The sequence below is a fragment of the Microbacterium sp. R86528 genome, assembly GCF_044596335.1.
Taxonomy (GTDB): Bacteria; Actinomycetota; Actinomycetes; order Actinomycetales; family Microbacteriaceae; genus Microbacterium; species Microbacterium marmarense.
Window position 1 is genome coordinate 2,263,227 of record NZ_CP138996.1, and the last position, 26,510, is coordinate 2,289,736.

25 protein-coding genes are annotated in these 26,510 nt (G+C 62.9%); 12 read left to right on the plus strand and 13 right to left on the minus strand.

The annotated features are described in order from the left end of the window. The first annotated feature begins 87 nt into the window (after positions 1–87). The 3 genes from SJY18_RS10460 to SJY18_RS10470 are packed head-to-tail and all read left to right on the plus strand — an operon-like array spanning position 88 to position 2,056. Positions 88–747, plus strand: a complete 660-nt coding sequence (locus tag SJY18_RS10460; protein WP_396667509.1) for a glycosyltransferase family 2 protein — start codon at positions 88–90, stop codon at positions 745–747. Beyond that, positions 744–1,370, plus strand: coding sequence for a DUF2064 domain-containing protein (locus SJY18_RS10465; protein ID WP_396667510.1), 627 nt, complete (start codon positions 744–746; stop codon positions 1,368–1,370). Before SJY18_RS10460 ends, SJY18_RS10465 begins: the two co-directional genes overlap by 4 nt. After that, positions 1,367–2,056 (plus strand): methyltransferase domain-containing protein, encoded by a 690-nt coding sequence (locus SJY18_RS10470; protein ID WP_396667511.1) that lies wholly within the window; start codon positions 1,367–1,369, stop codon positions 2,054–2,056. The genes SJY18_RS10465 and SJY18_RS10470 overlap by 4 nt, the downstream gene beginning before the upstream one ends. Before the next feature lie 51 nt (positions 2,057–2,107). Here the strand turns inward: SJY18_RS10470 and SJY18_RS10475 are convergent, their stop codons facing one another. Both SJY18_RS10475 and SJY18_RS10480 read right to left on the minus strand, forming a co-directional pair. After that, positions 2,108–2,551, minus strand: a complete 444-nt coding sequence (locus SJY18_RS10475; protein WP_396667512.1) for a hypothetical protein — start codon at positions 2,549–2,551, stop codon at positions 2,108–2,110. Next, a complete protein-coding gene (locus SJY18_RS10480; RefSeq protein ID WP_396667513.1) occupies positions 2,548–3,864 on the minus strand; it encodes a molybdopterin-dependent oxidoreductase in 1,317 nt (438 codons plus the stop codon). The genes SJY18_RS10475 and SJY18_RS10480 overlap by 4 nt, the downstream gene beginning before the upstream one ends. A 144-nt stretch (positions 3,865–4,008) precedes the next feature. Between SJY18_RS10480 and SJY18_RS10485 the strand changes: the two genes are divergently transcribed. Then, on the plus strand, positions 4,009–5,370 hold the full coding sequence (locus SJY18_RS10485) for a hypothetical protein (RefSeq protein ID WP_396667514.1): 1,362 nt from the start codon (positions 4,009–4,011) through the stop codon (positions 5,368–5,370). On the opposite strand, the gene SJY18_RS10490 is transcribed toward SJY18_RS10485, so the two are convergent. Beyond that, positions 5,353–5,862, minus strand: a complete 510-nt coding sequence (locus SJY18_RS10490; RefSeq protein ID WP_396667515.1) for a DUF6328 family protein — start codon at positions 5,860–5,862, stop codon at positions 5,353–5,355. The two genes, SJY18_RS10485 and SJY18_RS10490, sit on opposite strands and share 18 nt — an antisense overlap. 92 nt (positions 5,863–5,954) lie before the next feature. Here SJY18_RS10490 and SJY18_RS10495 point away from each other — a divergent pair, with 92 nt between their 5' ends. The 5 genes from SJY18_RS10495 to SJY18_RS10515 are packed head-to-tail and all read left to right on the plus strand — an operon-like array spanning position 5,955 to position 10,164. Beyond that, complete coding sequence (locus tag SJY18_RS10495; protein ID WP_337336976.1) at positions 5,955–6,512, plus strand: DNA starvation/stationary phase protection protein; 558 nt, start codon at positions 5,955–5,957, stop codon at positions 6,510–6,512. Between the two features lies 1 nt (position 6,513). Then, on the plus strand, positions 6,514–7,584 hold the full coding sequence (locus SJY18_RS10500; protein WP_396667516.1) for an acyl-CoA dehydrogenase: 1,071 nt from the start codon (positions 6,514–6,516) through the stop codon (positions 7,582–7,584). After that, the gene (locus SJY18_RS10505) at positions 7,584–8,954 is read left to right on the plus strand and encodes a PIG-L family deacetylase (RefSeq protein ID WP_396667517.1); all 1,371 of its coding nucleotides are present in this window, start codon (positions 7,584–7,586) and stop codon (positions 8,952–8,954) included. The genes SJY18_RS10500 and SJY18_RS10505 overlap by 1 nt, the downstream gene beginning before the upstream one ends. Then, a complete protein-coding gene (locus tag SJY18_RS10510) occupies positions 8,951–9,685 on the plus strand; it encodes a glycosyltransferase (RefSeq protein WP_396667518.1) in 735 nt (244 codons plus the stop codon). The genes SJY18_RS10505 and SJY18_RS10510 overlap by 4 nt, the downstream gene beginning before the upstream one ends. Then, positions 9,682–10,164: a GNAT family N-acetyltransferase gene (locus SJY18_RS10515; protein ID WP_396667519.1), complete on the plus strand. Its 483-nt coding sequence runs from the start codon at positions 9,682–9,684 to the stop codon at positions 10,162–10,164. Before SJY18_RS10510 ends, SJY18_RS10515 begins: the two co-directional genes overlap by 4 nt. Positions 10,165–10,173: 9 nt before the next feature. Here SJY18_RS10515 and SJY18_RS10520 read toward each other — a convergent pair whose 3' ends face one another. From SJY18_RS10520 to SJY18_RS10555, 8 genes are all read right to left on the minus strand, one after another. Beyond that, positions 10,174–11,349 (minus strand): MFS transporter, encoded by a 1,176-nt coding sequence (locus SJY18_RS10520; protein ID WP_396667520.1) that lies wholly within the window; start codon positions 11,347–11,349, stop codon positions 10,174–10,176. Beyond that, positions 11,346–11,990 (minus strand): DUF624 domain-containing protein, encoded by a 645-nt coding sequence (locus SJY18_RS10525; protein WP_396667521.1) that lies wholly within the window; start codon positions 11,988–11,990, stop codon positions 11,346–11,348. Before SJY18_RS10525 ends, SJY18_RS10520 begins: the two co-directional genes overlap by 4 nt. Further along, the gene (locus tag SJY18_RS10530) at positions 11,987–13,957 is read right to left on the minus strand and encodes a DUF4962 domain-containing protein (protein WP_396667522.1); all 1,971 of its coding nucleotides are present in this window, start codon (positions 13,955–13,957) and stop codon (positions 11,987–11,989) included. The genes SJY18_RS10525 and SJY18_RS10530 overlap by 4 nt, the downstream gene beginning before the upstream one ends. Then, a complete protein-coding gene (locus SJY18_RS10535; protein WP_396667523.1) occupies positions 13,957–15,762 on the minus strand; it encodes a heparinase II/III family protein in 1,806 nt (601 codons plus the stop codon). The genes SJY18_RS10530 and SJY18_RS10535 overlap by 1 nt, the downstream gene beginning before the upstream one ends. Next, complete coding sequence (locus SJY18_RS10540; RefSeq protein ID WP_396667524.1) at positions 15,759–16,523, minus strand: SDR family NAD(P)-dependent oxidoreductase; 765 nt, start codon at positions 16,521–16,523, stop codon at positions 15,759–15,761. The genes SJY18_RS10535 and SJY18_RS10540 overlap by 4 nt, the downstream gene beginning before the upstream one ends. A 32-nt stretch (positions 16,524–16,555) precedes the next feature. After that, positions 16,556–17,497, minus strand: coding sequence for a carbohydrate ABC transporter permease (locus tag SJY18_RS10545; protein ID WP_363584694.1), 942 nt, complete (start codon positions 17,495–17,497; stop codon positions 16,556–16,558). Next, a complete protein-coding gene (locus tag SJY18_RS10550) occupies positions 17,497–18,456 on the minus strand; it encodes a carbohydrate ABC transporter permease (RefSeq protein ID WP_396667525.1) in 960 nt (319 codons plus the stop codon). Before SJY18_RS10550 ends, SJY18_RS10545 begins: the two co-directional genes overlap by 1 nt. An 80-nt stretch (positions 18,457–18,536) precedes the next feature. Continuing rightward, positions 18,537–19,832 carry an ABC transporter substrate-binding protein gene (locus SJY18_RS10555; RefSeq protein ID WP_396667526.1) on the minus strand — a complete coding sequence of 432 codons (1,296 nt, stop codon included), beginning with the start codon at positions 19,830–19,832 and terminating at the stop codon, positions 18,537–18,539. 281 nt (positions 19,833–20,113) lie between these two features. Here SJY18_RS10555 and SJY18_RS10560 point away from each other — a divergent pair, with 281 nt between their 5' ends. Genes SJY18_RS10560 through SJY18_RS10570 form a run of 3 tightly spaced genes read left to right on the plus strand, consistent with a single transcriptional unit; the run spans position 20,114 to position 22,805 of the window. After that, a complete protein-coding gene (locus tag SJY18_RS10560) occupies positions 20,114–21,208 on the plus strand; it encodes a LacI family DNA-binding transcriptional regulator (protein WP_396667527.1) in 1,095 nt (364 codons plus the stop codon). Next, positions 21,205–21,855 (plus strand): bifunctional 4-hydroxy-2-oxoglutarate aldolase/2-dehydro-3-deoxy-phosphogluconate aldolase, encoded by a 651-nt coding sequence (locus tag SJY18_RS10565; RefSeq protein WP_396667528.1) that lies wholly within the window; start codon positions 21,205–21,207, stop codon positions 21,853–21,855. The genes SJY18_RS10560 and SJY18_RS10565 overlap by 4 nt, the downstream gene beginning before the upstream one ends. Next, positions 21,852–22,805, plus strand: coding sequence for a sugar kinase (locus SJY18_RS10570; RefSeq protein WP_396667529.1), 954 nt, complete (start codon positions 21,852–21,854; stop codon positions 22,803–22,805). Before SJY18_RS10565 ends, SJY18_RS10570 begins: the two co-directional genes overlap by 4 nt. 5 nt (positions 22,806–22,810) lie before the next feature. Here SJY18_RS10570 and SJY18_RS10575 read toward each other — a convergent pair whose 3' ends face one another. Both SJY18_RS10575 and SJY18_RS10580 read right to left on the minus strand, forming a co-directional pair. Next, positions 22,811–24,826, minus strand: a complete 2,016-nt coding sequence (locus tag SJY18_RS10575) for a DUF2264 domain-containing protein (RefSeq protein ID WP_396667530.1) — start codon at positions 24,824–24,826, stop codon at positions 22,811–22,813. Next, positions 24,823–26,406 carry a beta-xylosidase gene (locus tag SJY18_RS10580; protein ID WP_396667531.1) on the minus strand — a complete coding sequence of 528 codons (1,584 nt, stop codon included), beginning with the start codon at positions 26,404–26,406 and terminating at the stop codon, positions 24,823–24,825. Before SJY18_RS10580 ends, SJY18_RS10575 begins: the two co-directional genes overlap by 4 nt. Positions 26,407–26,510 lie beyond the last annotated feature (104 nt).

The following is a 26,510-nucleotide window of genomic DNA, read 5'->3' on the forward strand; positions in this document are numbered from 1 at the left end:
GCGTGATCCCGGGCGGAATCATACGCCGTTTGTGATCCGTAAGACTTCCTAGGTGACGAGGAGGTGTACGGGGCTTAACGTCAAAGGATGATTCAGGTCGATCTCGTGCTCCCGTGCCTCAATGAGGCCGGAGCTCTGCCGTGGGTGCTGTCGAGGGTGCCTGATGGCTACCGCGCGATCGTGGTCGACAACGGATCGACCGATGACTCGGCCAGCATCGCCCGTGAGGCTGGAGCCACGGTGATCGCTGAGAGCGCCAAAGGGTTCGGGGCAGCGGTGGCTGCCGGAGTTGCGACGGCGACCGCACCGATCGTTGCCATTTGTGATGCCGATGCGTCTCTCGATCCTGCTGAGCTGCCCCGGCTGGTTGCCATGCTCGACCACGGCGCAGATCTGGTGCTTGGCCGCCGAGTGCCCACCGAACGATCTGCCTGGCCTTTTCACGCTCGCGTCGCCAACAGGGTGCTTTCCCGTCGCATCGCACGAGTGTCGGGCGTCAAAGTGAGTGACCTGGGGCCGATGCGCGTGGCGCGCACTCAGGCGCTCGTCGATCTCGACCTGCGAGACCGGCGCAGTGGCTACCCGCTCGAAATGGTCTTGCGCGCGGCCGCCGCAGGCTGGAACATTGTCGAAACCGATGTCGCCTATGCGCCCCGCGTGGGACGCTCAAAAGTGACTGGAACCGTCAGAGGAACAGCGACAGCGATTTCTGACATGAGCCGTATTCTGCGCGAGACGAACGCATGACCGCCGTCGTCGTGATTGCCAAAGAGTGCGTACCGGGGCGAGTGAAGACCCGGCTATCGCCATCGTTCACGCCTGAGCAGGCGGCGAAGATCGCCGCTGCGAGCCTTGCTGACACGCTCGAAACCGCTCGTGGGGTTGCTGCAGATCGCCACATTCTGTACTTCGACGGTGATGCCACGACCACCCCTCACGAAGGGTTTGAGGTGATCGCCCAAACGCGGGGAACACTCGATGAACGGCTTGGCGCGATCTTCGATCTCATCGACGAGCCGTTGTTGCTGATCGGCATGGACACTCCGCAAGTGAAGCCCGCACAGCTGCGTTGGCCCGACCGCACCGACGTGGTTTTCGGTCCGGCCGCCGACGGCGGCTTCTGGGCGCTGGGCATGCGCGAACCGCGCGGAGACGTCATCCGCGGAGTCGCGATGTCGCAGTCCGATACCGGAGCACTTCAGCTGGCGGCGCTGGAACGGGCTGCGCTCAGTGTCGAGCATCTCGTCACGCTGCTCGACGTCGATCTCGCCGCAGACGCGCACAGTGTCGCGGCAGACATCCCCGCTTCGCGCTTCGCGCGGGCCGTCAGCGAAGCAAGCCCCCTGCACCCGGTGGGGAGTCGGTCATGAGCACACTGATCTCTTTCGGCGCCGGCGGCGACGAGCCCTACGCGCTGATGCTTGGAGCAACCGGTAGTTCGGCACTGGCGCTGCGTCGCATTGATGACCCGACCGGAACGGTTGTGCTCGACGTCGAAGGATGGCGATCGCCCGCCAACGCGGTCGACCTGGCTGTGCTCGCCGATCTCGATGGACCGTTGCTCGACGTCGGCTGCGGCCCTGGTCGCATGGTGCGCGCGGCCGAGGAGAACGGGCTCGCGGCGCTCGGAATCGATGTTTCGGCGGATGCTGCCGCGCTCGCCGCGACGAACGGCACCCCGGTGCTGCGACGCTCGATCTTCGAGAGGCTGCCGCTCGAGGGCTCGTGGGCGACGGTGTTGCTGATGGACGGCAACATCGGCATTGGCGGTGACCCGGCGGCTCTTGTCTCACGGTGCGCTGAGTTAATGGCAGACGACGGATGCCTTGTGGTCGAGGTTGATGTTGACCCGGAGCTTCTCGATTGCGCGGTGTACACCGCTGTGGGCCAGGACGGCCATGAGAGCGCACCGTTCCCGTGGGCGCGCGTCGGGTCGGCGGCGCTTGCGCGTGTGGGCAGCCGCAGCGGATTGGTTGTCGCAGACGCGTGGGCCGACGGTCAGCGACGCTTCGTCGTGCTGCGCAAGGATCGCGTTTCGCACGCACCGAAGCGCTGAGGCGCCGATGAGCCGCGGCGGAGTCGCTGCCGCGCCAAGGATCGCATGTGGTCAGGCTTCGAAGCGCTGTGCGTCTAATCGTCGCGCCAGCAGCGCGTGCAGTCCCACCGCTGCCGCTGTGGCGACCGCCAGCACCAGGAGGAAGCACGCGAGGTTGAGCGCATAGTTGAGAGGCAGCACGCTCGGATTCGCGGTGCCAATGGCAGCCTTGACGATCTCGGGAATCACGATCAGTGAAACGATCCCGCCCAGCGCAAGCGCGACCTGCACCATCACGATCGGCGCGACCGGCACCCGCGTTGCTGCTCTGCGCCCGGCCAAGGCGACGACGAACACCAGACCGGCAATGAGCACATCGTGCACGATCAGCGCTGCGACCAACCAGGTGGCTATCGCCAGGTACTGGTCTGGTCGCACGTCGTTGGCGAAGACCACTGCGCCGACGACCATGGCGAGAATGCCGACCGTGATCAGGGCGATGCGCGTCGCTTTCATGAGATCACCTCGATCGTGCTGAGCCACTTGGTTTGCAGCACCCCGGGCCGGCCGGGAGCGATGATTCGGGCGGGGTAGCCGTGATCGATGTCAAGTGTTTCACCGTAGAGCCGCAGGGCCACGAGGGTGAGTTCATCACGGACGAACTCCGGTTGCATCTCGGTTACTCCGAACCCTCCCCGCTCTTGCAAGCTCGTGATCCGCACGTGCGCATCAGCGGGAGCGCCTACCGCGTCGAGCAGGTCTCTCAGGCGCGGCCCGCGCCATGGCGCGTTCTGGCTCCAACCCTCGACGCAGGCGATCGGCAGCACGACGTCGTGCTGGGGGAGCGCCTCAAGGCGTGCGAGAGAGAACACCTCTCGCACGCCGCCGAAAGAAACGGCGAGCGTCCACTCGGGCGCCATAGCGCTCTCGAGCACACCCGCCGCGCTGGCCGTGCGGTTGACGGGAAGGCCCTGTGCGCCGACGCCCTGCTTGCGGGGGGCGAAGAGGTTGGTGGCGTCGAAGAGCCGAAATGACTGGCCGGCGGTGAGCACGACCACCGCGCCCACGGCGGCAGCGACCGCGGTGAGAAATCCACGCCGAGAGGCGCGGGCATCAGCAGAGTCGTCGGCAGGAGGTGGCGTCTTGTCGATCCACGCGAACACGCGACCCGTGACGCCGTGTGTCTGAGACTCGCCCGTCAGGCGCCGAAGCTCGTCGGGCACGTCAAGCGCAGCATCCGGATCATCTTCATCGTCAACGCGCTCGAGCACCGAGCCATCGTCGTGATACGAGTCGCGCTTGCGCCAATACCGTGCGATGAGCGGAAGTTTCACGCCGATGTGAATCGCGAGCGAGCCGATGATGACCCAGCTCAAGGCGTAGTGGGTGAGACGAAACGAGAAGTCGAACCATGCGTACGCCTGGTAGGTGTTCAGCAGGCCGATGGTGATCTGAACGAGGGATGCTGACACCAGCACCGCGATCGATGCGCGTTCGAGCAGATGGGTGAAAGAGCGAACCGGAGGGCTCTGGAACAGCTCGGGGAAGACGGTGTAGAGCTTGGCGAGCAGCAACGGAAAGCAGGCGATGCCGGCAGTGATGTGCAGGCCCTGCGAAACCTGATAGATCCACACCGGCCGGGTGGGAAAGACCATCCACGGCGCGGGGTTCTGCAGAAAGTGACTGTACAGCCCGGTTGCGAAGCACAGCAGGAACGCGAGTGCGAGCAGTCGACCGATGACGACGGCCATGCGCGGGTTTCGGGCGGGCGCAGCAACGGAGTGCCTCACCTGGTGCAGCGCTCTTTGCACGCGCGCGGCAACGGGCATAGTGCCACCTCCTTCTCGTGCCGACTCTATGCGGCCTTGTGAGCGGGTGTGTGCGCGGAATGTGACGAAGCAGAAACGCTTCACGTTCGAGACTCGTAAGGTCTGGTTCACGACGATTGAGGCGTCACTCTCTAACCTCTAAGAGTGACGACCGAACCCTTCGCCGCGGGTGTGCCTCGCAGCCCCGCTGCTACGACGGCCCCCTGGATCGGCTTGGGCATCTCGCTGGGGCTGATCACCCTGGCCATGCTCGTACCCTTCGTCACCGGTCTCAACGTGCACATCAGGTACTTTCCGCCGATTCACGCGCAGTGGATGCCGCGGGTCGGACCAGGAACGATCGCTGCCATCGTCTTCGCGGGCTTCGCGATTCGCTATGCTTCGGATCTTGCGGCGCGGCTTCGCTGGGGATGGTTGCTGCTGGTCGCTTTCGGGGCGAGCCTTTTCTGGATGCTGGCTCTTGCCACCGTGGACGGACTCGACGGCATCAGCACGATACTCGAGCACCAGTATGAGTACTTGCGCACGGCGCGTGAGGTCACCGACTTCGGCGCGGTGCTGAGCAGGTACATTGCGCATATTCCGCTGGATTCGGTCGATAACTGGCCTGTCCACATTGCTGGCCACCCGCCAGGTGCGCTGCTTTTCTTCGTGATTCTGGTGAACATCGGGCTGGGCAGCGGGCTAGCCGCGGGCTTGGTCGTGACAGTGATTGCCGCCACGACTTCGGTTGCGGTCATGGCGACACTGCGGCGCCTAGGTGCAGAAAGCGCGGCGCGCAAAGCCGCACCGCTGATCGCTCTCGGGCCGGCAGCGATCTGGATGTCGGTGTCTGCCGACGCCATGTTTGGGGCGGTAGCCGCGTGGGGGCTGTGTCTGCTTGCCTATGCCGCGATGGCCAAAAGCTGGGCACGCACCGCGCTGTGGGCGGCGGGTGCCGGCCTCGTGCTCGGCTACTGCGTGATGATGTCGTACGGCCTGCCGCTGCTCGGTGTGCTCGCCGTGACGGTTCTTCTGGTGGCGCGCAACTGGACGCCCTTGCCCTGGGCGGTCGTGGCTGCTGTTGCAGTCGTGCTCGCGTTCGTGGCGGGCGGGTTCGTGTGGTGGGATGCCTACCCGGTTCTCGTCGAACGCTACTGGGATGGAATCGCCAGCCGTCGTCCGGCTTGGTATTGGATGTGGGGCAATTTCGCGGCGCTGTCTTTCAGCGCCGGTCCGCTCGTGGGGGCCGCCGTCGCGGCGGCGATTCAGCGGCTGCCGAGCGTGCGTTCAGCCATCACGGCCGAGCGGGTCATCGTCTTCTTGGCGACGGCCGCGTTCGTCACGGTGCTGCTGGCTGATCTCTCTCAGATGAGCAAGGCAGAAGTCGAGCGCATCTGGTTGCCGTTCGTGCCGTGGCTGCTCGTGGGCACAGCTTTGCTTTCTGAGCGCTGGCGACGATGGGGGCTGGTCGGGCAATTGACGTTTGCCGTCGTGGTGCAGCATTTGCTACTCACCAGCTGGTGATGCCACGGGACTAGGCCTCACCAACCACAGCGCAACGACCACGATTGCTCCGATGACCAACGTGACGATTCCCGCGGTACGTCCCAGCGCGACGTCGAGGATCAGCGTTGTGACTCCGACCGAGAGGGCGCCGACAACGACGAGGTTGGCGGCTACCAGCTTCGATGTCGTGGCGACCAGTTCTGCCTTGCGCCCGCGGGCGAAGTACTTGCGGTGCATGCGAACCGGCACCAGGGCCAAGATTGACGCGCACGCAGCGAGCACGACGAGAACCGCATAGAGCGCGAGCTGCACGTTGTCGATGTCGGTGAAGCGCTGTTGAAAGACCACGGCAAGCAGAAATCCGCTGAGAATCTGTGTGCCCGTCTGCATCACTCGCGTCTCTTGCATGAGCTCGTCCCAGTTGCGGTCGGCGCGCTCGTTGGCCGACTCGCCTCGGCCATCATTGCGGCGATCGTCGGCGGGCGAGGTTTCATGTGAATCAGACGCCATAGTCAAGAGGATTAGCCTCCACTAAAGGGGTTGTCAAGCCCAAGGCAGAAGCGGTGACGGCCTCGTATTCTCGCTGGTGGAGGTTCAACATCATGGCTACTGAGTCCACACCTGAACAGAACAACAATCGCCGTTCAGCCCCCGGAGGCGCGGGTGCCAAAAGCACACGACGCCAGAATGCCGAGAAGGGCTTTGTCGCGTCGAAAGGTCTGCGCGAGAAAATGCAGGCAGTGCTCGTCGACCTGCTCGAACTGCAGCTGCAGGGAAAGCAGGCGCACTGGAATGTTGTCGGCCACAATTTCCGCGACACCCATCGCCAGCTTGACGAGATCATTGACGCCGCCCGCGAGTTCAGCGACACGGTTGCCGAGCGCATGCGTGCGCTGCATGCGATCCCAGATGGCCGCAGTGACACCGTTGCCGCGACCACAACACTGCCGGAGTTTCCGCAGGGTGAGATCGACACCGCAGAGACCGTCGATCTGATCACTGCCCGTCTTGAGGCGACCGTCGCGACAATCCGCGAAGTGCACGATCCGATTGACGACGAAGATCCCACGAGTGCAGACGTGCTGCACGCGGTGCTCGAGAAGCTCGAGCAATTCGCATGGATGGTGAGCGCCGAGAACCGAAAGCCCGCGCGTTCGTGACATGGCGCCACTGACGCTTGATCCGCGGGGGAGCGCGTGCTCCCTCGCGGCGTCAGCGCTCGGCGCGGCCGCAGAGGTCGACGATTTCGGGATCGACGTCGCCGCCACGCTGGATTGGTGTCAGGGTGTCGGGCAACGAGCTCCGATGGTGGGAGATGGTGCTACCCGCCAGCTGTGGGAGCTGCTCGCCGCGACCGCACGGTTGAGCGTGTCGGCCGCGAGAATGCTCGAGCCCCACCTTGATGCGCTGAGCATTCTCGAACAGTCGAGTGACGACAGCGCAGCGAGTTCGGCTGAGAACATCGAGAGCATTGAGGTCACGCCCCATTCCACGTGGGGCGTGTTTGCCGCAGAGGCCGCAGACCTGCGTCTCGCCGCAATTGAGCGCGAGGGGCGGTGGGAGTTGTCAGGCACAAAGCCCTGGTGCTCCCTCGGAGCCGATTTGACGCACGCGCTCGTCACCGCGACGAGAAACGACGGCAGGCGGCAACTCTTCGCTGTGAACCTGGGCGCGGCTGGCGTCGAGGCGCATACCGGGCCCTGGTTCGCGCGGGGTCTGTCTGACGTCGTCAGCGCGCCGATCACCTTCGAGAAGGTGCCGGCTGTGCCCGTGGGAGAGCCCGGGTGGTATCTCACCCGCCCCGGCTTTGCCTGGGGCGGCATGTCAGTGGCAGCGTGCTGGTGGGGTGCCGCCGAGGGAGTGGCGAAACCATTGCAAACGGCCGCCGCTTCTGATCGCGCCGATCAGCTTGCGCGGGTGCACCTAGGCAACGCTGATGCCGCACTCTGGGCCGCTCGTGCGACGTTGAGTGAGGCTGCCGATCTCGTCGACTCGGGTCATGTGGCGGCAGCTGAGGCTAAGATTCTCGCCGAGCGCGTACGGACCGTAGTTGCAGGCGCTGCGACGCGGGTGCTCGCCGAGACGGACGCGGCTTTGGGCCCCGCTCCTCTCGTCGCCGATGACGCACATGCGCGTCGCGTCGCCGATCTTCATCTGTACCTGCGTCAACACCACGGGCTGCGCGATAGCGAGCGCCTCGGGCGAAACCTGGTCGCAGAGGCAGAGCACTGATGGCCACCTTCACTCATCTGTCGCCGGGCACCGCAGAAGGCGAATGGCGTGCCGACCCGAGGCTCGCAGCGCTACCCGAGCTAGACGTACAGCTCGACGACCTTGTGGTCGTGGCAGCTCACCCAGACGATGAAACGCTCGGTGCCGGCGGCTTGCTCCATGAGGCGCATCGTCGTGGCGCGCGCGTCATGATCATCGTGGCGACGGACGGCGAAGCATCCCACCCGAATTCCCCAACGCATTCCCCCGACGAGCTTCGCACGCTTCGAAGAGACGAAGTGGCGCGGGCCGTGACGACGCTTGCGCCCGAAGCCACGCTGCACTTTCTTTCGCTGCCTGACGGATCGTTGCGCGAGAACGAAGCCACTCTCACCGCCCACCTGGTGCGGCTCATTGACGAGCTGCCTGATTCAGAACGCACGCTAGTCGTTGCCCCCTGGTCAGGCGACGGTCATCGCGACCACCGCATCGCCGCGGGTTGCGTGGCGCGCGCGCTCGCGAGGCGGAGCATGAGGCACTTCGGGTATCCGGTATGGCTTTGGCACTGGGGCTGCCCAGACGACTTGCCCTGGAATCGCTGTCGCGCGGTCGGGCTCGGTCGCCAAGCGCGCGCAGCAAAATCGCACGCCATGCGCGCACACACTTCGCAGCTTGAGCCGCTCTCTGGCGCAGCTGGCGATGAAGCGATCATCTCGCCCGGCATGCTCGAGCACTTCTCGCGTGCCGCGGAACTGTTCATAGAGGAGGAACGCGTGTCAGACGACAACGCGTCGTTGACGCGGCAGTGGTTCGAAGACTTCTATGCCCGACACGAAGACCCGTGGGGATTCGACACGCGCTGGTATGAAGAGCGCAAGCGTGCCATCACGATGGCGAGCCTGCCCACCCGAGCCTTGGGTGACGTCTTTGAGATCGGCTGCGCCACGGGTCTGCTTACCGAACAGATCGCCGCGCGCGCTCGCTCGCTGCTGGCGATCGATGCCAGCCAGGCGGCTGTTGAACGGGCGAGCGAGCGTGTGCAGGCCCATGATGCTGTGACTGTGCGGCAGGCGATGGTGCCCGAGTGGTGGCCCGAAGGCACCTTCAACACGATCGTGCTCTCTGAAGTGGGGTACTACCTGTCGTCAGACGACTTGCGTGAAACGATCGCACGAATTGAGCATTCGCTCGCGTGGGATGGTTACGTGCTCGCGTGCCATTGGCGGCACCTTGTTGAGGACTATCCACTCAGCGGTGATCAGGTGCATCGCGCGCTCAGAGACGTGAAGTCGTGGTCGCGGATAGCTCTTCACGAAGAAGAGGACTTCGTGCTCGAGGTATTCACGCGGTCGCCAGCAGTGTCGGTAGCGCAGATGGAGGGGCTGAGGTGAGCGACTTTCCTATCGCCGCGGTTGTCGTGGTGATTCCCGTCCACAACGAAGAAGCGCTGCTGGCCCGGTGCTTGCAGTCGGTGGACGCAGCTACTCGGCAGATTGATCTGCCCTGCGAAGTCAGAGTCGTTCTGGACGCATGCACGGATCAATCCGCGCAGATCGCCTCGCGCTTTCCGTTCGAGACGATTGAGGTATCGGCAACCGCGGTGGGGGCTGCACGTGCGGTCGGAGTATCGGCCGCGCTCGCTGACTTCGACGACATCGAGGCCGAACGGATATGGATCGCGGTTACCGATGCGGATTCACAGGTGCCACCGCAGTGGCTCACTGCGCAGCGCAGTCTTGCAGATGCTGGCAACGACGTCGTGGTGGGCACGGTACGTCCAGACTTCGCCGATCTTTCACGCAGCCACCGCGCGCTCTGGTTGAAGACCCACATTCGCGGCAAACCGAACGGCCACGTGCACGGTGCCAACCTGGGTGTGCGTGCCAGCACGTACCTTGCGGCGGGGGGATTCAACGCTGTTGCCGAGCATGAAGATGTTGGCCTCGTCGCGCAGTGCCGCGCCATCGGCGCTGCTGTGGCCGCGAGCGACAGCGCCGAAGTGCTGACGTCGGGCCGGTTTGAAGGCCGCACACCGGGCGGGTATGCCGCATACCTGCGCAATCAAGCGGCTGATCTGCGGCCTGCAGACGCGGCGCTCGACGAACAGTGGACGGCATCGTGAGCGATCACGAGACAGACGTTGAGATCGAGATCTCTGCTCTCAGACCGGCAGACGCTGGCGAGGTGCTGACCGTGCAACGTGCCGCGTTCGTGTCAGAGGCGATCATCTATCGCTCTGTCGACATGCCCCCGCTCACGCAGACTCTCGCTGAAGTCGAAAGCGAACTGCGCGACACGCAAGGGTGGGCAGCGCGTATCGACGGCAGGCTGGTCGGCGCGATCCGCGCGCGCGAAGCCGCGGGCCGGTTGCTGATCGGGCGCATCGCAATCGCACCCGACATGCAAGGACTGGGAATCGGCCAGGCCCTGCTTGAGGCAGCAGAAAGCAATACTGACGCGCTGGAGGCAGAACTGTTCACCGGCAGCCTGAGCGAGGCCAACATTCGGCTCTATGAGAGCTGCGGCTACGTAGAGGCGGAACGAGTCGATCAGGGCGACGGCATCGAAGAGGTTTATCTGCGCAAGAAGCTTCGCCGCTAGTGCAGCACGCTACTTCTTCAGCTTGACGAACGCGGTGCCGACGATCAGTGCCCACACCGGGAAGGCCCACCAGACCAGGCTGCTCGCCCAACTGTCAGACTCGGCAACGGTGTAGAGGAAGCCGCCCGCGGTGGTGCCGATAATGCCGCCGACCGCATGTGCGAGCCCGAGCACACCGAAGTAGCTGGCGACGGACCCGGCGTGGGTGAACCCAGCGGCTACCGCGTTCATCACCGGTTGCGCGAGCATCTGCCCGACCGTGAAGATGCCGACACCGAGGAGCAGGCCAGCGATCGACGACCACAGGCCCATCACAGCGAGCCCACTGCCGAGCGCTAGCGCTGCAAAGGCCAGAATCTTGTACGACGAGAATCGGGCGGTCGCGAACTTCGTGGTCGGGAGCATCGTGAACACCATGAGCACCGCAGCGCCGGTGTAGACCAGTCCGACCCCTTCTGGGCCGGGCAGTACGTCACGGGCACGGATCGGAACAACGAGATACAGCTGCGTGATCATGACCGACATGCCGCTTGCCACAAGGCAGAAGCGCATGAACGGGCGGTCTGAGAAGACCGTGCGAAATGAGGTTCGCTCTTTCGCCGACGTTGACATGCCGCTGGGCAGGCCGATCAGGGTGATGAAGAATGCGGTGAGAAAGAGGCCAGCGGCTCCGAAACTGACGAGGGCGAAGTCAGCGCCGGCGAGCAGGCCGCCGATGACCGGCCCGACGATGAATCCGACGTTCGAGACGAGCTCGCGGGTGGAGTAGACGCGCACCGTGTCACGCCCCTCGGCGAGCGCCGAGTAGGCGGCATAGCTCGCCGGATGAAACAGCGCACCGCCGAGGCCGGTGAGGATTGACGCGACTAGCAGCAGTTCGGGAGTGTCGACGGTGCCCAGAGCGGCAAATCCTGCGGCGCGAATGAGCACACCGCCGAGGATCGCCCGCTTGTAGTCGATGCGGTCCGCGATCCATCCCGTGATGGGCATCAGCCCATTCTGTGCCGCAGAACGCACCGCTGTCAGCACAGCGATGAACGCAATGCTCAGTGAGAGATTCTCAAGCAGATGAAACGCGAGCAGGGGGATGAGCATATAGAAGCCCACCGCCATGGTGAAGGTGTCGAGGTACAGCACCCACAGTGCGCCCGGGGTATCGCGCAGTCCGGCCCAAGGGGCTTTCACTCTGAAGTGGGGGTGTCGTGCTGATACCCCCAGACGCGCAGCCCGGCGTATACCGGAAGCGAGAGTGCGACGAAGGGGATCAGCGTCGGAAGCAGCACGCACCCCACGGTGATCGCCACGCCCAGCACGAGCATCGCGAGCGACCGGCCAGGGTGACGCAGCAACATGCTGCCCACCTCGTTCATCCATTCACGCCGGGTCGCGTCGGCAAGTCGCGATGCCGCCACTGGCACTGCCAGCAGCATGAGCAAGAAGAGCACGCCGATGGGAACCGCGGCCGCAGCGAACACGATGGCCAGCGTCGACGATCCTGTCGTCATCTGCACCAGCAAGAAGAAGACGTCGGCCGCGAGCACGAACGTGACAAACGCAGCGAAAACTCCCAATGGCAAAGACCGACGCCATGTCGACGCGAACTCGCGAAAGGTGTTGGTGAACACAGCGTCGTCTTTATCGCGCATCCACCGTGTGAGCGCCCGCGCGAGGGCGATCATCGCGGGAAGTGCTGTGATGATCGCCAACGCCAGCAAGAAGGCCGCGATGCCGCCGAGAACGATATTCGCGGGTGTGGCCAGGGCGCTCAGCAGACTCGATTCCCAACGGGTTTTTCGAGCGGGCGGCCGAGCGCGCACCATGGTCATTCCTCTCCAGCGCCAGTGGTGCGGGCGTTGAAGCCGGCGCCGCTGATCTGCGGTTCATCGATCAAGCTATCTCGGCCAGCGGTGTCGAGTGCAACCACTTCGGTTTGCTCCCCGCGCGTGATGCGCACGATCACTCGTGAACCGTCGAACTCGCACGTGACCTCGGCCGATGACTCATCATCCCATCGTTGCGATTCGAGCACTGTGACGAACTGAGCTCGCTCGCGAGGCGCCGTGGTTCGCTTGAGCGTGTGTTGCACTTTGCTGATCGCAAGACTCGGCGTTGACGATGTCGGGTTCGCATGCACGGCTGTCTCGACGACTTCGATGTGCGAGTCATCTTCGAAGAAGGTGATCGGCATGACTCCGTTGCCCGCTTCAGCGCGCCACCGTCGCGGCGCGAGCTCGAACGGGCGGTTCTGCGTCTGCAGCAGCCACGTCCACGAGCGGGCGGTTCGCGCAATCAGATCATCGAGGATCACGAGCGATCCGCTTGGCGTGAGCACCAGGTGCCGGCGAATCTGTTCGATGTCTAGCGATGGGTCATACATGGCCGAGGTCTCGCTCACCGCGTGAGTCCAGCCCTTGCCAAGCGTGGTTGTCAGGATCGATGCCGTGTGCTCATACGGCAGGTTCTCGAAGATATGGTAGCGGTCTTCGTTCACGAAGCCGTTGCCGTCGACGAGCACGCTGTTGTGGTGCTCGGTGAGCTTGCGAGATGAGTAGCCCTCATCGAGCGCGAGGTACGAGCCGTTTCCGATCAGCACGAACGTTCCCGAATCGGGGTGGTGGTGTCCGGCATTGAGCGTGATCCACCCGGTGTCGAGCTTGTGTTGATGGGCGTTCTCCCACGCCTTGTGGCCGCCACCCGGCGAGGCTTTGAACGAGACCATCGTGGCGTCGTCTTGCCACGACGTGCGGCCGACGACGAGGCCGAGGTCTGAGAAATAGCGGTTCAGAGGCAGGTGTTCTGGGCCGGATGCTTCCACGGTTGGGTCGAACCAGAGCAACTCTTGGTACGCCTCGGCACGCACTCCCGGGCGCACGTCACTTTCATACGCTTCACGCCAGAAGAACTCCTCGGCGACCTTGTCTGCGAGCCACTGCGCCTGCGGCAGCCGATACTCAGAGGCAAGTTTGTAGTACATCGACACCGAGTGGCCGCTGCGACGGTCGTGACAGTCGCCGTGGTCGACGATTCGCTCGAAGTCCGGGGCTGCTTGATACAGGCGATACCAGAAGGTCTCACGAAGGTACGGGCTCTCTTTGAACCAGTCGATGCCTTCGGTTTCCTTGAGCATGTCGAGGTAGCTGACGAGCCACGGCACACCGTAGCGCCAGTAGACGACGCCTTCGTTGTTTGAGCCGTCTTCGGGAAGCATCTCGAATACGGTTTTGAAGTTCGCCTTTGCCCTCTCGGTCCACTCCTTCGCCTCAGGGAATATTCCTTGGAGCGCATAGCCCGCTGTGGCGAGTCCGGCGTAGCAGATCCAGTTGTGATTCTGCCAGTACGAAGACGACCACCACCCGCCCTCGGTTTCGACAGCGAAGGAGTAAAGGCGCTGCCCCTGCAACAGCAGTTTCTGCTCCAGAGCATCACGTTCTTCGGGCCGCAGCGCATCTCCGGCCCAAGACAGGGCAAGCGAGAAACCGTGCAGAATCCACCCGGCGTCGAGGTCGTGGTCGGGAAGGTTAGCTTTGCCCCAGTGGGGGAACGAGAGCGGCGGAGCGAGCCAGCGCCGCAACTCATCCAGATAGTGAGCTTGGCCCGTGAGGCGATAGGCGAGAGCAAGGCTGGCCGCGGCGGGACCGAAATAAGTAATCGAGGCGAGTGGATGCTCCTGGGGGAGCGCGATCGACTTGTAGCGCTCGCACTCTTCGAGCAGGCGCCGAAACTGCGGAGCTCGCGCTCCCGTGAGTTCGCTGCGCAGCTGCTCTTCGCGTCCGTTGATGAGGAGGGGATGCATTATCGGGAAACCTCGATGTTCCGTGTGTGTCCGTCGGTGAACTCGACGAGAAGGGTGGTCGTGGTGGCGGTGGAGTCGATAACGGAGGCGCTACGCGGCGCGATGCCGTCGAAAAAGTAGAGCGAGACAAATTCGGCGACGTCGCCGGTGCATGTCCAGTCGCCGACTGCCTGCAGGGCCGCCGGGTCATCGGAGGGCCCGCGGCCCGCCGATTCGACGAGGGTCGAACGATACGTCGAGAGGTGCACACCGACGAGCTGCGAGCCGGCGGATGCTTGCCAGGTCGACTTCCACGTGGCATCCAGCGCTTGAATCGTAAACTTAACCGCAGGACGCAGCGCCAGGGTGATTTCGTGCTCGGAATGGTCTTCTGACGTGACGCGAAACACGTCGGCCAAGATGCCCTCATTGAGCACGAGAGATCTCGTCAATGTGAACCCGTCGTAGGCGTCGGTGCTGGTAGCGCTCACCGTGCCAGACGCGGCATCCCAGTGAGTGATACTCGCGGATGCCTCAGCTTGATCGTGGCCATCGATGCGAACGGTGGGATGAGCCAGCGTGCGGGCGTAATGGCCGTGGCGCAACGGGCTCGCATAAGGGGGGACACCGGGAGCGGGCTGCCAGGGTCCGTTCTCGCCGTAGAGGTAGAGCGCAAGCTTGTCGAAGTGGCCGTGTGCACCGCCGTGCGGTCCGGCGTCGAGAACCGCAGTGAAGCGTTCACGCGGTTCGCGCAACACGACGAACCCGGCATCAGCAAAGTGGATGGTCGCAGGTTCTGCTGTGCTCAGAACCGCGGCGGGTGCGTCGCCGAACCAGCCGTCGAGCAGATCCTCGAGGCCGTCGTGCTGGTCGTCGAGTCGCTCGCGCACCCAGCGCTGCACGGGCCCGAGCGCCGCTGAGTCGCCGAGCTGACCGGCGAGCATCGCGATCTCTAGCACTTCGCGATGCATGGCCAGGCGGTCGTACGGCCCATCGTGAATGATTGGCAGACGACCATCTGGCGCAGCGATAGCGGGCAGTATGTCGACCATTTTGCTGAGTATCGCGACGATGTCGGTCGGGATGCTGCGAGGGTCGATCCCGCGCAGCGCGAGCAGATACGCCCGCAAAACGAACACGTGATAGTAGGTTGACCCTTCCCACTCCCACCCGTCGTCGAAGACGGCGACACGCATATGCTCATACACGCGCGTCTCGAGCGTGTCGTCAGGCGCCGCGAGATTCCACGCGACACGAGCGAGGTGAAGCAGGCGCCTCGACGCGTCAAGCCACGCGGTGTAGTTGCTTCGAAGGTCATCACGCTCGACGACGAGAATGTGGCGAGCTTGCTCGATGGTGTCGATCAAGCCCACCAGCATCGCGTCGATCTGCGGAGCGAGTTCCTCGTCCGAGGTGCGTCGCGCAGCAAGGGCGATGACGGAATCAGCGATGCCGACCGCCCACTGTGCCTCAGAGAGCGCTTGGGAGAAGAGCTTGCCCTGCAGCATCCACGCTTCACTGCCTTCGTTCCATCCGCTTGAGGCGACATCGGCGTAGAACAGCGCATATTCGGTCAGGATCTGCAGGGCTCGATGACGATCCAACTCTTCGCCGGACACGCGGTAGCGGTGCGCGTGCAGGCGTGCTTCGCGGGCGAGGCCTTGATGCAGGTAGACCGTCCACGCTGCGTCGAAAGGCTCACCCTGAAGCTGGCAACCGCGTGAGCAAGGGTAGATCGAACCGATAGCCGGCTCGAGTTCCATCCCGTGCGTCGGACACACGTAGTCGTGCCACCAGCCGCCCCGGCGAAGAGGGACCAGACTCATCGGAAGTTAAGCCCTCCGTTGATGTCGATGACCTGACCGGTCACGTACGACGACAGATCAGACGCGAGGAACAGGGTGACGTCAGCAACATCGTCGGCGGTGCCGGCACGGCCCAGCGGAATGCCCGCGATTATGCCCGCCTGCGCGGTCGACGGCGTAAAGGTGTTGTGGAATGCCGTCTCACCGATGAAGCCAGGGGCGACGGCGTTGACGGTGACATTGCTCGGTGCGAGCTCCTTCGCGAGACCACGTGCGAAGCCGACAATGGCCGCCTTCGAGGCCGCGTAGGCGACTGATCCAGCACCGCCGCCGTTTTCTGATGCAAGAGATGACATCAAGACAACACGGCCATTGTTGGAGGCCTTGAGCAGAGGAACGGCGCTGCGCGTGACAAAGAAGGTGCTTGAGACGTTGACGCCCATAACGGCAGCCCAGTGCTCGTCGCTCATCTCTTCGACCGTTGCGCGGCCAACGAGGTGGCCAGCGTTGTTGACGAGGATGTCGAGACCCCCCAAGAACTCGGCGGCGTCTGCGACCAGTGCGGTTGCTTCAGACGACACGGTGAGGTCGGCCTGGCTGCTCTTGGCCCGGCGGCCGAGCTTGGTGATGGTTTCGACAACCTCTTGTGCTCCGTCTGCGCTGTGTGCGTAGTGCACCACAACGTCGGCGCCTGCCTTTGCCAGAGCGAGGGCGATGCCTGCTCCGATGCCAGCGCCTGCTCCGGTGACGAGCGCGCGGCGCCCGGTGAGATCAATCTGCATGAATTCTTTCCGTTCTGGTGAGACGTCGAGGACTATTTGATGCCCGCGTTGGTGAAACCTTGGATGAAGTACTTCTGGGCGAAGATGAACAGCAGCACCATCGGAACCGTGGCCATCGTTGTTCCCGCCATGAGGTACGCCCACAGCGTGTTGTCGAGCTGTTGGAAGACCGCTAGACCGACCTGGATGACTCGCAAGTCATTGCTCGTCGTGACCAAGAGGGGCCAGAGGAAGTTGTTCCAGCTCTCTTGGAAGGTGAGCAGACCCACTGTCGCGATGGCGGGCTTGATCAGCGGGGTGTAGATCTGCGCGAAGATCCGGAACTCGCCGAGTCCATCGAGTCGAGCCGCCTCTTCGAGTTCGCCGGGCAGTGAAAGGTAGAACTGACGGAACAAGAAGATCGCGGCGGCACTGAGGCCACCCGGGATGATGAGGGCCCACCAGCTGTTGAGCCAGCCGATGCCGCCCTGGCCGAAGATGTCATTGCCTCCGAAAAGAGGCATGAACTTGACGATCAAGAACTGCGGGACGATCTTCGTGTAGGTCGGGATCATGAGCATGGCCACGAACGCAAGAAAGACGACTTCGCGACCGCGGAAATACACGCGAGCGAGCGCATACCCCGCCATTGAGCCGAGCACGAGCGTGATGGCGGTGTGGCCGATCGAGATGATCAAGCTGTTTCGGAAGTACAGGTCGAACGGCGCAGCTTTGAGTGCATCCGCGTAGTTGCTCCAGAGCCATTCCTGCGGGAGGAAGGTCGGGGGGAACTGTGCGAGTTCGGCTGGCGACTTCACGCTGGTCAGAATCATCCAAATGAAGGGGATGAGCATGAAAAGCGATCCGAGGATCAAGAACGTGTTGAGCAAGATGCTGTTGCGCATCTTGGCGCGCGGGTAGTGGCCGCGCTTGGGTGGTGGCGGTGCGGCGTTGTTGTCGTCAATCGCGGCAGCGCGCAGTGTTGTGATGCCCATCAGTCGTCTTCCTTCGTTGCACGGCGGCTGATCAGAGTCATAACCAAGAGGAACGCGAACAGCACGACTGACTGAGCGGATGCCATTCCCATTCGGAACTCTTGGAAGGCGGAGCGGTAGACCTCGTAGGTCATCATTGTGGTGGCGTTCGCTGGACCACCGTCGGTCAGCACGTAGATCTGGTCGAAGACCTGGAAGGCGCCAATGATCGAGATGACCAGCACGAAGAAGGTGGCGGGTTTAAGCATGGGAACGGTGATCGCGAAGAACTTGCGGATCGGGGATGCTCCATCAACCGAAGCTGCTTCGTAGAGTGACTCATCGACGTTCTGAAGTGCGGCGATATAGATCAGCATCTTGATGCCGATGCCCTGCCAAGCGCCGACGACGATGACCGAGGGAAGAGCCCAGTCAGGGTCGACGAGCCAGGCTTGACCGGGAAGTCCGAAGAGCTCAAGAAACGCGTTGAGCAAACCGTATTGGGGGTTGAAGATCCAGAGCCACACCATCGCGATAGCGACCGTCGCAGTCACCTGCGGAATGAAGAATGCGGTGCGGTACCACTTCTGCAGCTTCAGTCCTTGGTTCAAAGCCACGGCAATGACGAGGGCCACGGCCATTGATACAGGGACTGTCCAGAACGTGTAGACGACGGTGTTCCAGATTGACTTGAGGAATACCGGGTCGGACAGTGTTTCGATGTAGTTGTCGAACCAGATCCAGTTCGGAGCCGAGAACACGTTGTAGTCGGTGAAGGACAGATAGAACGTGGCGAGCACCGGAATCGCGGTCCAGAGCCCGATGTGGATCACCGAGGGGGTGACCATCAACCACCCGGCGCGGCGCTTCTTGCGTTCGGCGAGCGTCAGCCCTCGCTTGCGTGGCGGTGCTTGCGTTTTTGCACCGCCCGCGGGGGGTGTGACGCGAGCGTTATCGCGCCGAGGCGTTGTCGTTGTCATCATGCCCTCATTGGTATGGATGGATTGAGTAGGTGGTCTGGTCGGGCGATGGCGGGCACCGCCCGACCAGACCTTCGGGATCAGCGGTCGATGGCGGTCTGCATCAACGCAGCCAGGTCGTCGAGTGCTTCTTGCGGTGTCTTCTGCTCGAGCAGTGCTTCTTGTACTGCCGGAGCGACGTCACCGCGTACTTCGAGCCAGGCGGCGGGGCCGCCCTCGCGCTGTGCAACGTCGAGGTTCTCCATCGCGAACTGCACGAAACGGTTCGACTGCACGTAGTCACTTTCGAGCAGGTCGAGCAGAGCAGGCACGTTGCCTCGCTGTTCGTTCGCTGCCAGTGCTGCGTCGGGGCTCGAGAGGAACTCGAGGAGTGCCTGCGCCGCTTCGGGGTGTTGCGAGTTGTTCGACACGGTGGCCAGCGTGCCGCCGAAGAACATGCCGGGCGCGGCGCCCTCGATGATGAACGGCTCGAGGTTGTCGACCATCTCAGGATCGGCTTCAAGGGTCTGCGTCCACAGATTGTTGTGAGCGATACCCATGGCCGCGCGGCCACTGATCAGCGGGTTGACGATGTCGTCGGTCGAGGCAAAGCCGATGTCTTCGACCTCGTACTCGTTGACCAGGTCTGTCATGAGCTGCAGTGCGGCGACGCCCTCAGGCCCGTTGAACTCGGGAACGGTGTTGTCTTCGTTGAAGATTTCGCCGCCGGCTGAGAACAGCATGGTGAAGTATGCCTGTCGCGCGTCGAGCGACATCATGTCGAAGCCAGCGCGCGTCAGCTTGCCGTTGCTCTCGCGAACGGTCGTCGCCTCGGCAATCTCGATCAGTTCGTCCCAGCTGGTGGGGGGAGCGTCGTAGCCTGCCTCTTCGAGGATGTCCATGCGAGCAACCCCGAATCGCGTGTCGAGCATGATTGGAACGGCGTACACGTTGCCATCCCACATGCCGGCTTCCACGATTTCGTCGGTGTACGTCTCTTTGAGCGATTCTTCGGTGAGGCCGCCTTCGCTGAGGTCAGCGAGGATGCCTTTGTCAGCAAAGCCTTCGATCCAACCCACGCCCATCATCATGACGTCGGGAACCAGACCACTGACCACAGCGGTCGTCAGCTTCTCGTTGAGGTTTCCGTAGGTGGTGTAGTCAACGCTCACGGTGACGTTGGGGTACTCCTCGTAGAACTGGGGCAGCAACTCCCCTTCAAGAAGCTCCTGTCCGGGCGAGCCCTCGAAGATAGGGGTGAGCAACGTGATCTCGCCGCTGACCTCGTCTGGGTCGACCGAAGCATCGGTGTCTCCGGATGAGCATGCTGCGAGAGCAACGGTGAGCGCGGTGACGGCAACAATGCCGGCGGCGCGGACAACAGTGGGGGACTTCATGTTGGTCCTTTCGGTTGTTACAGATGGATGGCGACTCTGCCTCACGAGGACGACTTCGTCTCGCGTTCCGCTTCCGAGGGGATCTTGCGCGATGGGAGCGGTGTAACGATGCACTGAACATAAATGACCTCTGGGGCCGAGTCAACCCTTGAAATCGTGTCGTTATCGGAAACTCATGAATTTGCGCGGCTATTGCACGGTGAAATCTAGTGTCGAGTTAGTAAATCGTTACACCACTTCCGTAGTATGCTGTTCATGACACCGATCGAAGGAGATGCGGTTTGGCGAAAGTAACCATCCAGCAAGTGGCGAAGGCCGCTGGTGTATCCCCAAGCACTGTCTCCAACGTGCTCAACGGTCGATCCGACCGCATGGTGCAAGCCACGCGAGAGCGCATCGACAAAGCGATTGCCGAGCTCGGCTACCGACCCAACCGCGCAGCTCGCCAATTGCGCAACGGGCGCACCCAGACCATCGGTCTTGTGGTGCCCTCGGTGGGCAACCCCTTTTGGGGCGCGTTCGCCCGCGAGATCGAGCTGGCCGCAGTGGCAGCCGGTTCGAGCGTGCTGCTGTGCAACAGTGAACGAGACCCCGATCGCGAGCGGCGCTACGTCGAAGAACTCTGGGAAGACGGCGTGCGAGGCATCATTTTGTGCACCTCGCTTGCTTCGCTTGACTACATCTCGAACGTCATCGATGAAGGTCTGCAACTCGTCACGTTTGACCGCCCCGCCCAGCCGGGCGACCCAGAATCTGTCGTGAGTGTCAGCATCGACAACCATGTCGGCGGGTACCTCGCAGCATCCCACCTGCTCGAACTCGGCCACACCCAGATCGCGTTCGTCTCAGGATCTATCCAGTCTGTCAACCGTGCTGCCCGCTATCGCGGATTCTGTTCCGCGATAGAAGAAGCGGGTCTGGACGTGAGTGACATGCCGATGTGGACGGGATTCGAAACCCTGCCTTTTGGTGACGTGGAGGCGGCAGAAGTGGGGAGAAAAGCTGCGCACGATCTGTTCACCGGCGACGCTGCACGTCCCACTGCGGTTGTGGCGATCAATGACATGACCGCACTTGGATTCTGCCGTGGCTTGAGAGACCTCGGGCTGAAAGTGGGCGAAGACGTCTCGATCATCGGCTTCGACGACATCGTCCTCGCGGATCTTTATGACCCCCCGCTCACCAGCATCCGGCAGCCGATCAAGCGCATGGCTACGCTGGCCATGGAAGAAGCAGTATCTCAAGACGGCGGCGCCGGTAGCGAAGTCGGACGCTCTGTGCTTCTTCGTCCTCAGCTCGTCGTGCGTGAGTCCACGAGGCCGCCGAAGGCAAGAAACGAACATGAGGTTGAGAACGCAGTGGAAGGTGCACGATGAACACGCGGTCAGAGATTCCGGCGAGGCTCCGACAGATGCCGATTGTCGCGGTGCTGCGCGCCGATCGAGCGCAGGCCTATGCCCCTGTGGTGCAGGTATTAATCGATGAAGGCGTCGTGTCGATTGAGTTGACCCTGACAACACCCGACACGCTCGCTCACCTGCCCCAGTTGCGTGAGCTTGCCGCTGGGCGTGCAGACATCGGGATCGGCACCATCACATCTGTGGAGCAGGCAGACGCGGCGATCGCCGCTGGCGCTGACTACCTCGTCACTCCCGTCACCGACGTAGAGATCATCAAGCGCGCAGTAGCGGCAGACGTTCCGGTCTTTCCGGGTGCAATGACTCCCACCGAGGTCAATGCCGCGTGGCAAGCCGGAGCGACAGCGGTCAAGTTGTTTCCCGCAGGCACTGTGGGGGCATCGTTTGGATCACATCTGCGTGGACCGTTCCCTCACCTCGAGTTCGTGCCATCGGGCGGAATCGGTCTCGATGAAATTGAACCCTGGCTGCGTGCGGGCGCGGCGGCGGTCAGTCTCGGCTCACCTCTGCTCGGAGACGCCCTGCGTGGCGGATCGACCGACACATTGCGAGAGCGGATTCGCCGCACGGTCGCCGTTGTTGACCAGGCGCGAGCACCGCGATGACAGATCAGCGACCGGTTGTGACTTTCGGCGAGAGCATGATGCTGCTGGCCACACCTTCTGTGGGCGCGTTGCAACACGCTTCGTCGATGACAGTGCGTATCGGCGGGGCTGAGAGCAACGTTGCTATTGGTCTGCAACGACTCGGCGTGCCGACGGTGTGGATGAGTAAACTCGGGGCCGATTCTGCTGGCGACCTCGTTGAACGAGAGATTCGCGCGGAAGGTGTCACGGTCATCGCGTCTCGTGATGCCGGGGCGCCAACCGGACTGATGCTTAAGGAGCGTCGCACACCGACGTCGACGCGGGTCTCTTACTATCGCGCCGGCAGCGCGGCGTCGCGGGCCACTCCGGACGATCTTGACGAGGACGTCATCCGCTCCGCCGCTTTGCTCCATCTGACAGGGATCACCCCTGCGCTATCGGCGTCAGCGGCTGAACTGACACTGCAGGCTGCCCGCACCGCCAAAGATTCCGGCGTGCGAGTCTCTTTCGATCTCAACTACCGCAGCACGCTGTGGTCGGCTGCCCGTGCGCACGAGTTCTACGCGGCTATCCTTCCGCTCGTCGACGTTCTGTTCGCAGGTGATGATGAAGCGGCGATCGCCCTAGGGCATAACGCTGCGCCCGCGCAGCTTGCTCGAGAGCTCGCAGCACGTGGGCCTTCAGAGGTCGTCATAAAGCTCGGTTCGCGGGGTGCGCTTACCCTCGCGCACAGTGAGATCACGTCGCGTGACGCGGTTCGCATCGACCCGGTAGACACTGTAGGCGCGGGTGATGCGTTCGTCGCGGGGTACCTTGCGGAACTGCTCGCTGCAGCATCCATCGAGCAGAGGCTCGAGACAGCCGTCGCCGTCGGTGCTTTCGCCTGCCTCTCGCCCGGAGACTGGGAAGGTGCTCCCCGTCGTGATGAGCTGCGCTTGCTTAGCCCCGACGATCCAGTCGCGCGCTGAGGCCTCTAACAGAGAGGCCGACGATGGCCCCAGTCGAGGTCATCGAGATTGATTGCGGTCGCGCTGGCGTGCTCGAGCCACTCGACAGTGATAAGCGCACCGGTCACGTCTGCGCGCACTCTGTTCTGGAGAGGCAACGCGTCGGCTGACCCAGATAACGAGACCGCATACACGAAAAGCGACTCATGTGTGCTCGAGTGCAACTCAGGCAGCATCGCCCAGCGACCAAATGCGGTGCCCCACGAAGCGGCAGAAGCGCTCGCGTTCTCGGCGAAGCCGTGCAGTGCCAGCAGTTGTGAACTGAGTCCCTCGGCGTTGCGTACCTGAGACGAGTTGCCGGTGATTGTCTGCCGAATATCTTCAGGTCGAGCGTCAGCAATCGCCCACCCAGACACGCGAACCGGGCTTGAGGGCGGCGGGAAGCGCAAGCGGTGAATTCGTACTTCGAGGTTTCCTTGTGCAACCGTGACAGATTGCACGCGCGCGGATGGGAACAGCGAGCCGTGGCCGGCATCGTCGCTCGCGGGCAGTGGAGTGAACTTCGGGAAGCGCGGATGATGCCATGAGGCGATCCAGTTCGCGCCGGATCCTGCGTTGTGGATGCGTCGGCGTGCGCTCCACACATCGCGATACTGGATCTGAAAGTCATTGTCGCTGGGATTGTGCAGCGCGGTCGGGCCGGTGCGTGTGGAATAGGCGAAGCGCGCGTATAGCGGATCGGGTGCACCGGCATCTGGGTCGTGGGGCTTGATGTTGTCGCTGCCGTGGTTGTGCACGCGGGCAATTCCGTCAGCTGCCGTCGCCTGAACCATGAGCCCGACCGGTGCTATGGCATCGATGAAGTCTGCGGTGTCGCCGGGTAGCGCGCACTCGGTGTCAGTCCAAAATGGATGCTGCGCCGGCAGCATCAGGCTTGAAAACCCCTTCGACGCCCAAAAGGGCGAACCCGGGCCCGAGTAGCGCTGCAACGTTGCCTCATGTGCACCGTGCCAACCCGAGTTGAACACACCGTCGGTGGTTGCTTCGCGTTCGAAAAAGTAGCGCAGATTCGCCGACGCGATCCGTCGCGATTGGCCGGGGCTCAACGGCGTGTGACCTGTGATCGCGCCCAGCGATATCGCTGCGACCGTTGCGGTGCGATATGTCATAGAACGCCCCATATAGAGAGGAGCGCCGTTGCGGTCGAAGGTGTGCGAGAAGGGCTCGAGAAACTCGCGCAGGCGCTCGCCGAACTTCGACAGCAGGTCGCCATTGCCGCTGAGGCGCGCGTAGAGCATCGGATAGAGATGCAGGGCCCAGCCAACGTAGTGGTCGAACGCCTCGCCGTCGCCATCGCTGTACCAGCCGCGGCCGCGATACCAGTCTTCGATCAAGTCGAGTCCGCGTTCGATGGTCGCACGGGTCTGGGCGTCGCCGCGGTCCACCGCTTCAAGGAACGCTGCGATGGTCACCCTGAACAGATACCAGTTGTTGGGAGAAGTTTCTTTGTCGAGCGCAGGTCGCAACCAGTTCGCGACCGCGTCTTTTTCAGCGGGCGTCAGGCGGGCCCAGGTTGTATCTAGAGTCAGATGCAGGCTGAGCGCAATGCTTGCTGCTTCGACCTGAGCCTGACCCCCCGAGCCCTCGACGTGTCCGATGGGAGGCCAGCATTCCGAATCACCGTTCGCCGAAGTGCCAGCGATCAGCCCCGCAACATACCGATCGAGGTGCCGCTGCGACGCCTCGCCCGGTTCACCGATGCTCAAAAAAGCCGCGAGCAGGAATGTGCGGGCGAAGCCCTCCAGCCCATCGACGAGAGTTCCTTGACGCGAGGGACGACCTGGAAAGGCGTAGCGAGATCCGGAACTCGAGCGGAACCGTGCGGCCGAGTCGAGGAGATCGTTTGCGGTCGCCACCCAGTGCTCTCGAGTGAGACCGGTGAACGGGCTGAGGGTGCGGTCCTCGGGCGGCGTGACGCGCAATGCGAGGTTGAGCCCATTTGCGCTGAATGGCGGCAACCTCACATCGGAAGTCGCGGTCATACCTGTGTGAGTAGGGCGATGCCCCAGGGTGGCAGGGTGACGTTGAGCGTGAGTACGCCGTTGACGGCAATGTGGTGCTCGACGCGCAGAGTGCGCGCAGCGTGATCGATTGCTGCCTGTTCGGCGCGGCTGAGGTTTAGTGGTTTTCCCTGCTGCTTCCACGCGGGCAGCGCGTTGCCTGCCTCGTGGTCGACGATCTCCAGCGTGAACTGCGCATCGTCCGCTAGGTCTTCGACGCGCAACGAGATCGTTCGTGGTGTACCGGTAGCGAGCGTGCGTTCGGCGATGTCCCACACGTCAATCGATGCGGGAACGGTCAGAGTGACTTCTTCGGGGTAGTGGTAGATGGCACCGATGATCTTGCCGTCGGTGCTGCGCCGTGTGATGGCGCCCGCGTCAGATCTGGTGAGCAGTTCGTCACCGAGCGCATTGAGGAAGCGGTATGCGTGGTAGGTCGGCTTGGGAATGCCGTGATGGTTCACGAGGCCGAATCCGCCATGGAACGGTTCTTGGCCACCGCCGGCTTCTTCGAAGATGTCGGTGAACGCCCAGTAAGACAGCGAATCGACCAGTCCGATCGTGTCGAGGTTGGCTTTGAGCACGAATGTTGCGGCTTGCAGATGATCGTGGGTGCGGTCGCGTGAGCTCGATGACGATGACCACTCGGTGAGGTGAATCTCGGCATCGGGGTAGGCGCTGTTGTCAACCAGCTTTCGCAGCAGTTGCAGATCGCGGGCGGTCGCATTCACGTCGCGGGTGAGTTTTGCGCCCTGACCGTGCTCATCGAGCGCCCAGTCGGTGGGGTAAGGGTGCGCGGCGACGAAGTCGACCGGCAGATTCTCGGCTTCGGTGAATGCGAGAAATTCCGCGAGCCAGACAGGTTTCCAATCGAGTGCTGACAGATCGTCGGCTGCGAGCACGGCGGCGTGCTGGCTGGTGTCTTCGGTTTCGCCGTCGAAACGCGCATCTGGCACGAAGTTGCTGGTTGCCGGTCCGCCGACTCGCAGTTGCGGGTCGACGCTCTTGACCGCGCGCGCCGCGCGTCGGTACATCTCAAAGTATTCGGAGCGCGTTCCTCTGAAGAAGGGCGCAAGGTTCGGTTCGTTCCACACTTCGAAATACCAGGTGCGGATCTCTTCGATTCCGTAGCGGTCTCGCCAGTGTTCGACGGTGCGCAGTACCAGCTGTTCCCACTTGTCGTAGTCGGTGGGTGGGGTTCCGTTTGCCCGCCACCAGAACAGGGTGTCAGTGTGTACCGCGATCTCGCGGGGCATGAACCCGAACTCTACAAACGGGCGGATGCCGATCTCGAGCAACGCATCGAAAAGCGCATCGACGTACTGGAACGAGGGGGTGACTGCGCCCGTCTCGTCTTCTCGATAGACGAACATGTCGTCGTGAAAGAGCCCGTGAAAGCGCAGGTATTCAAATCCCTGAACCTCAACAACCTCGCGCAGTTGCTTTTGCCAGTCGGCACGCAACCCCTCATTCGCGCGCCCCGCGCCAGCCACGCGGCTCCAATGATGCGAGAACGGAGTGCCGATGGCGTGGGTCGTCGCGCTCATCGTGGGTTGTGTCATCGAGGGACCCTCGTTGGTCATCGCTACCTCCGGTTGCTTTGCTCACAGGGTAACCGCTTTCCCGTACGCGTCCAAGTTGCCACCCATAGCAAATTCATCGCGCC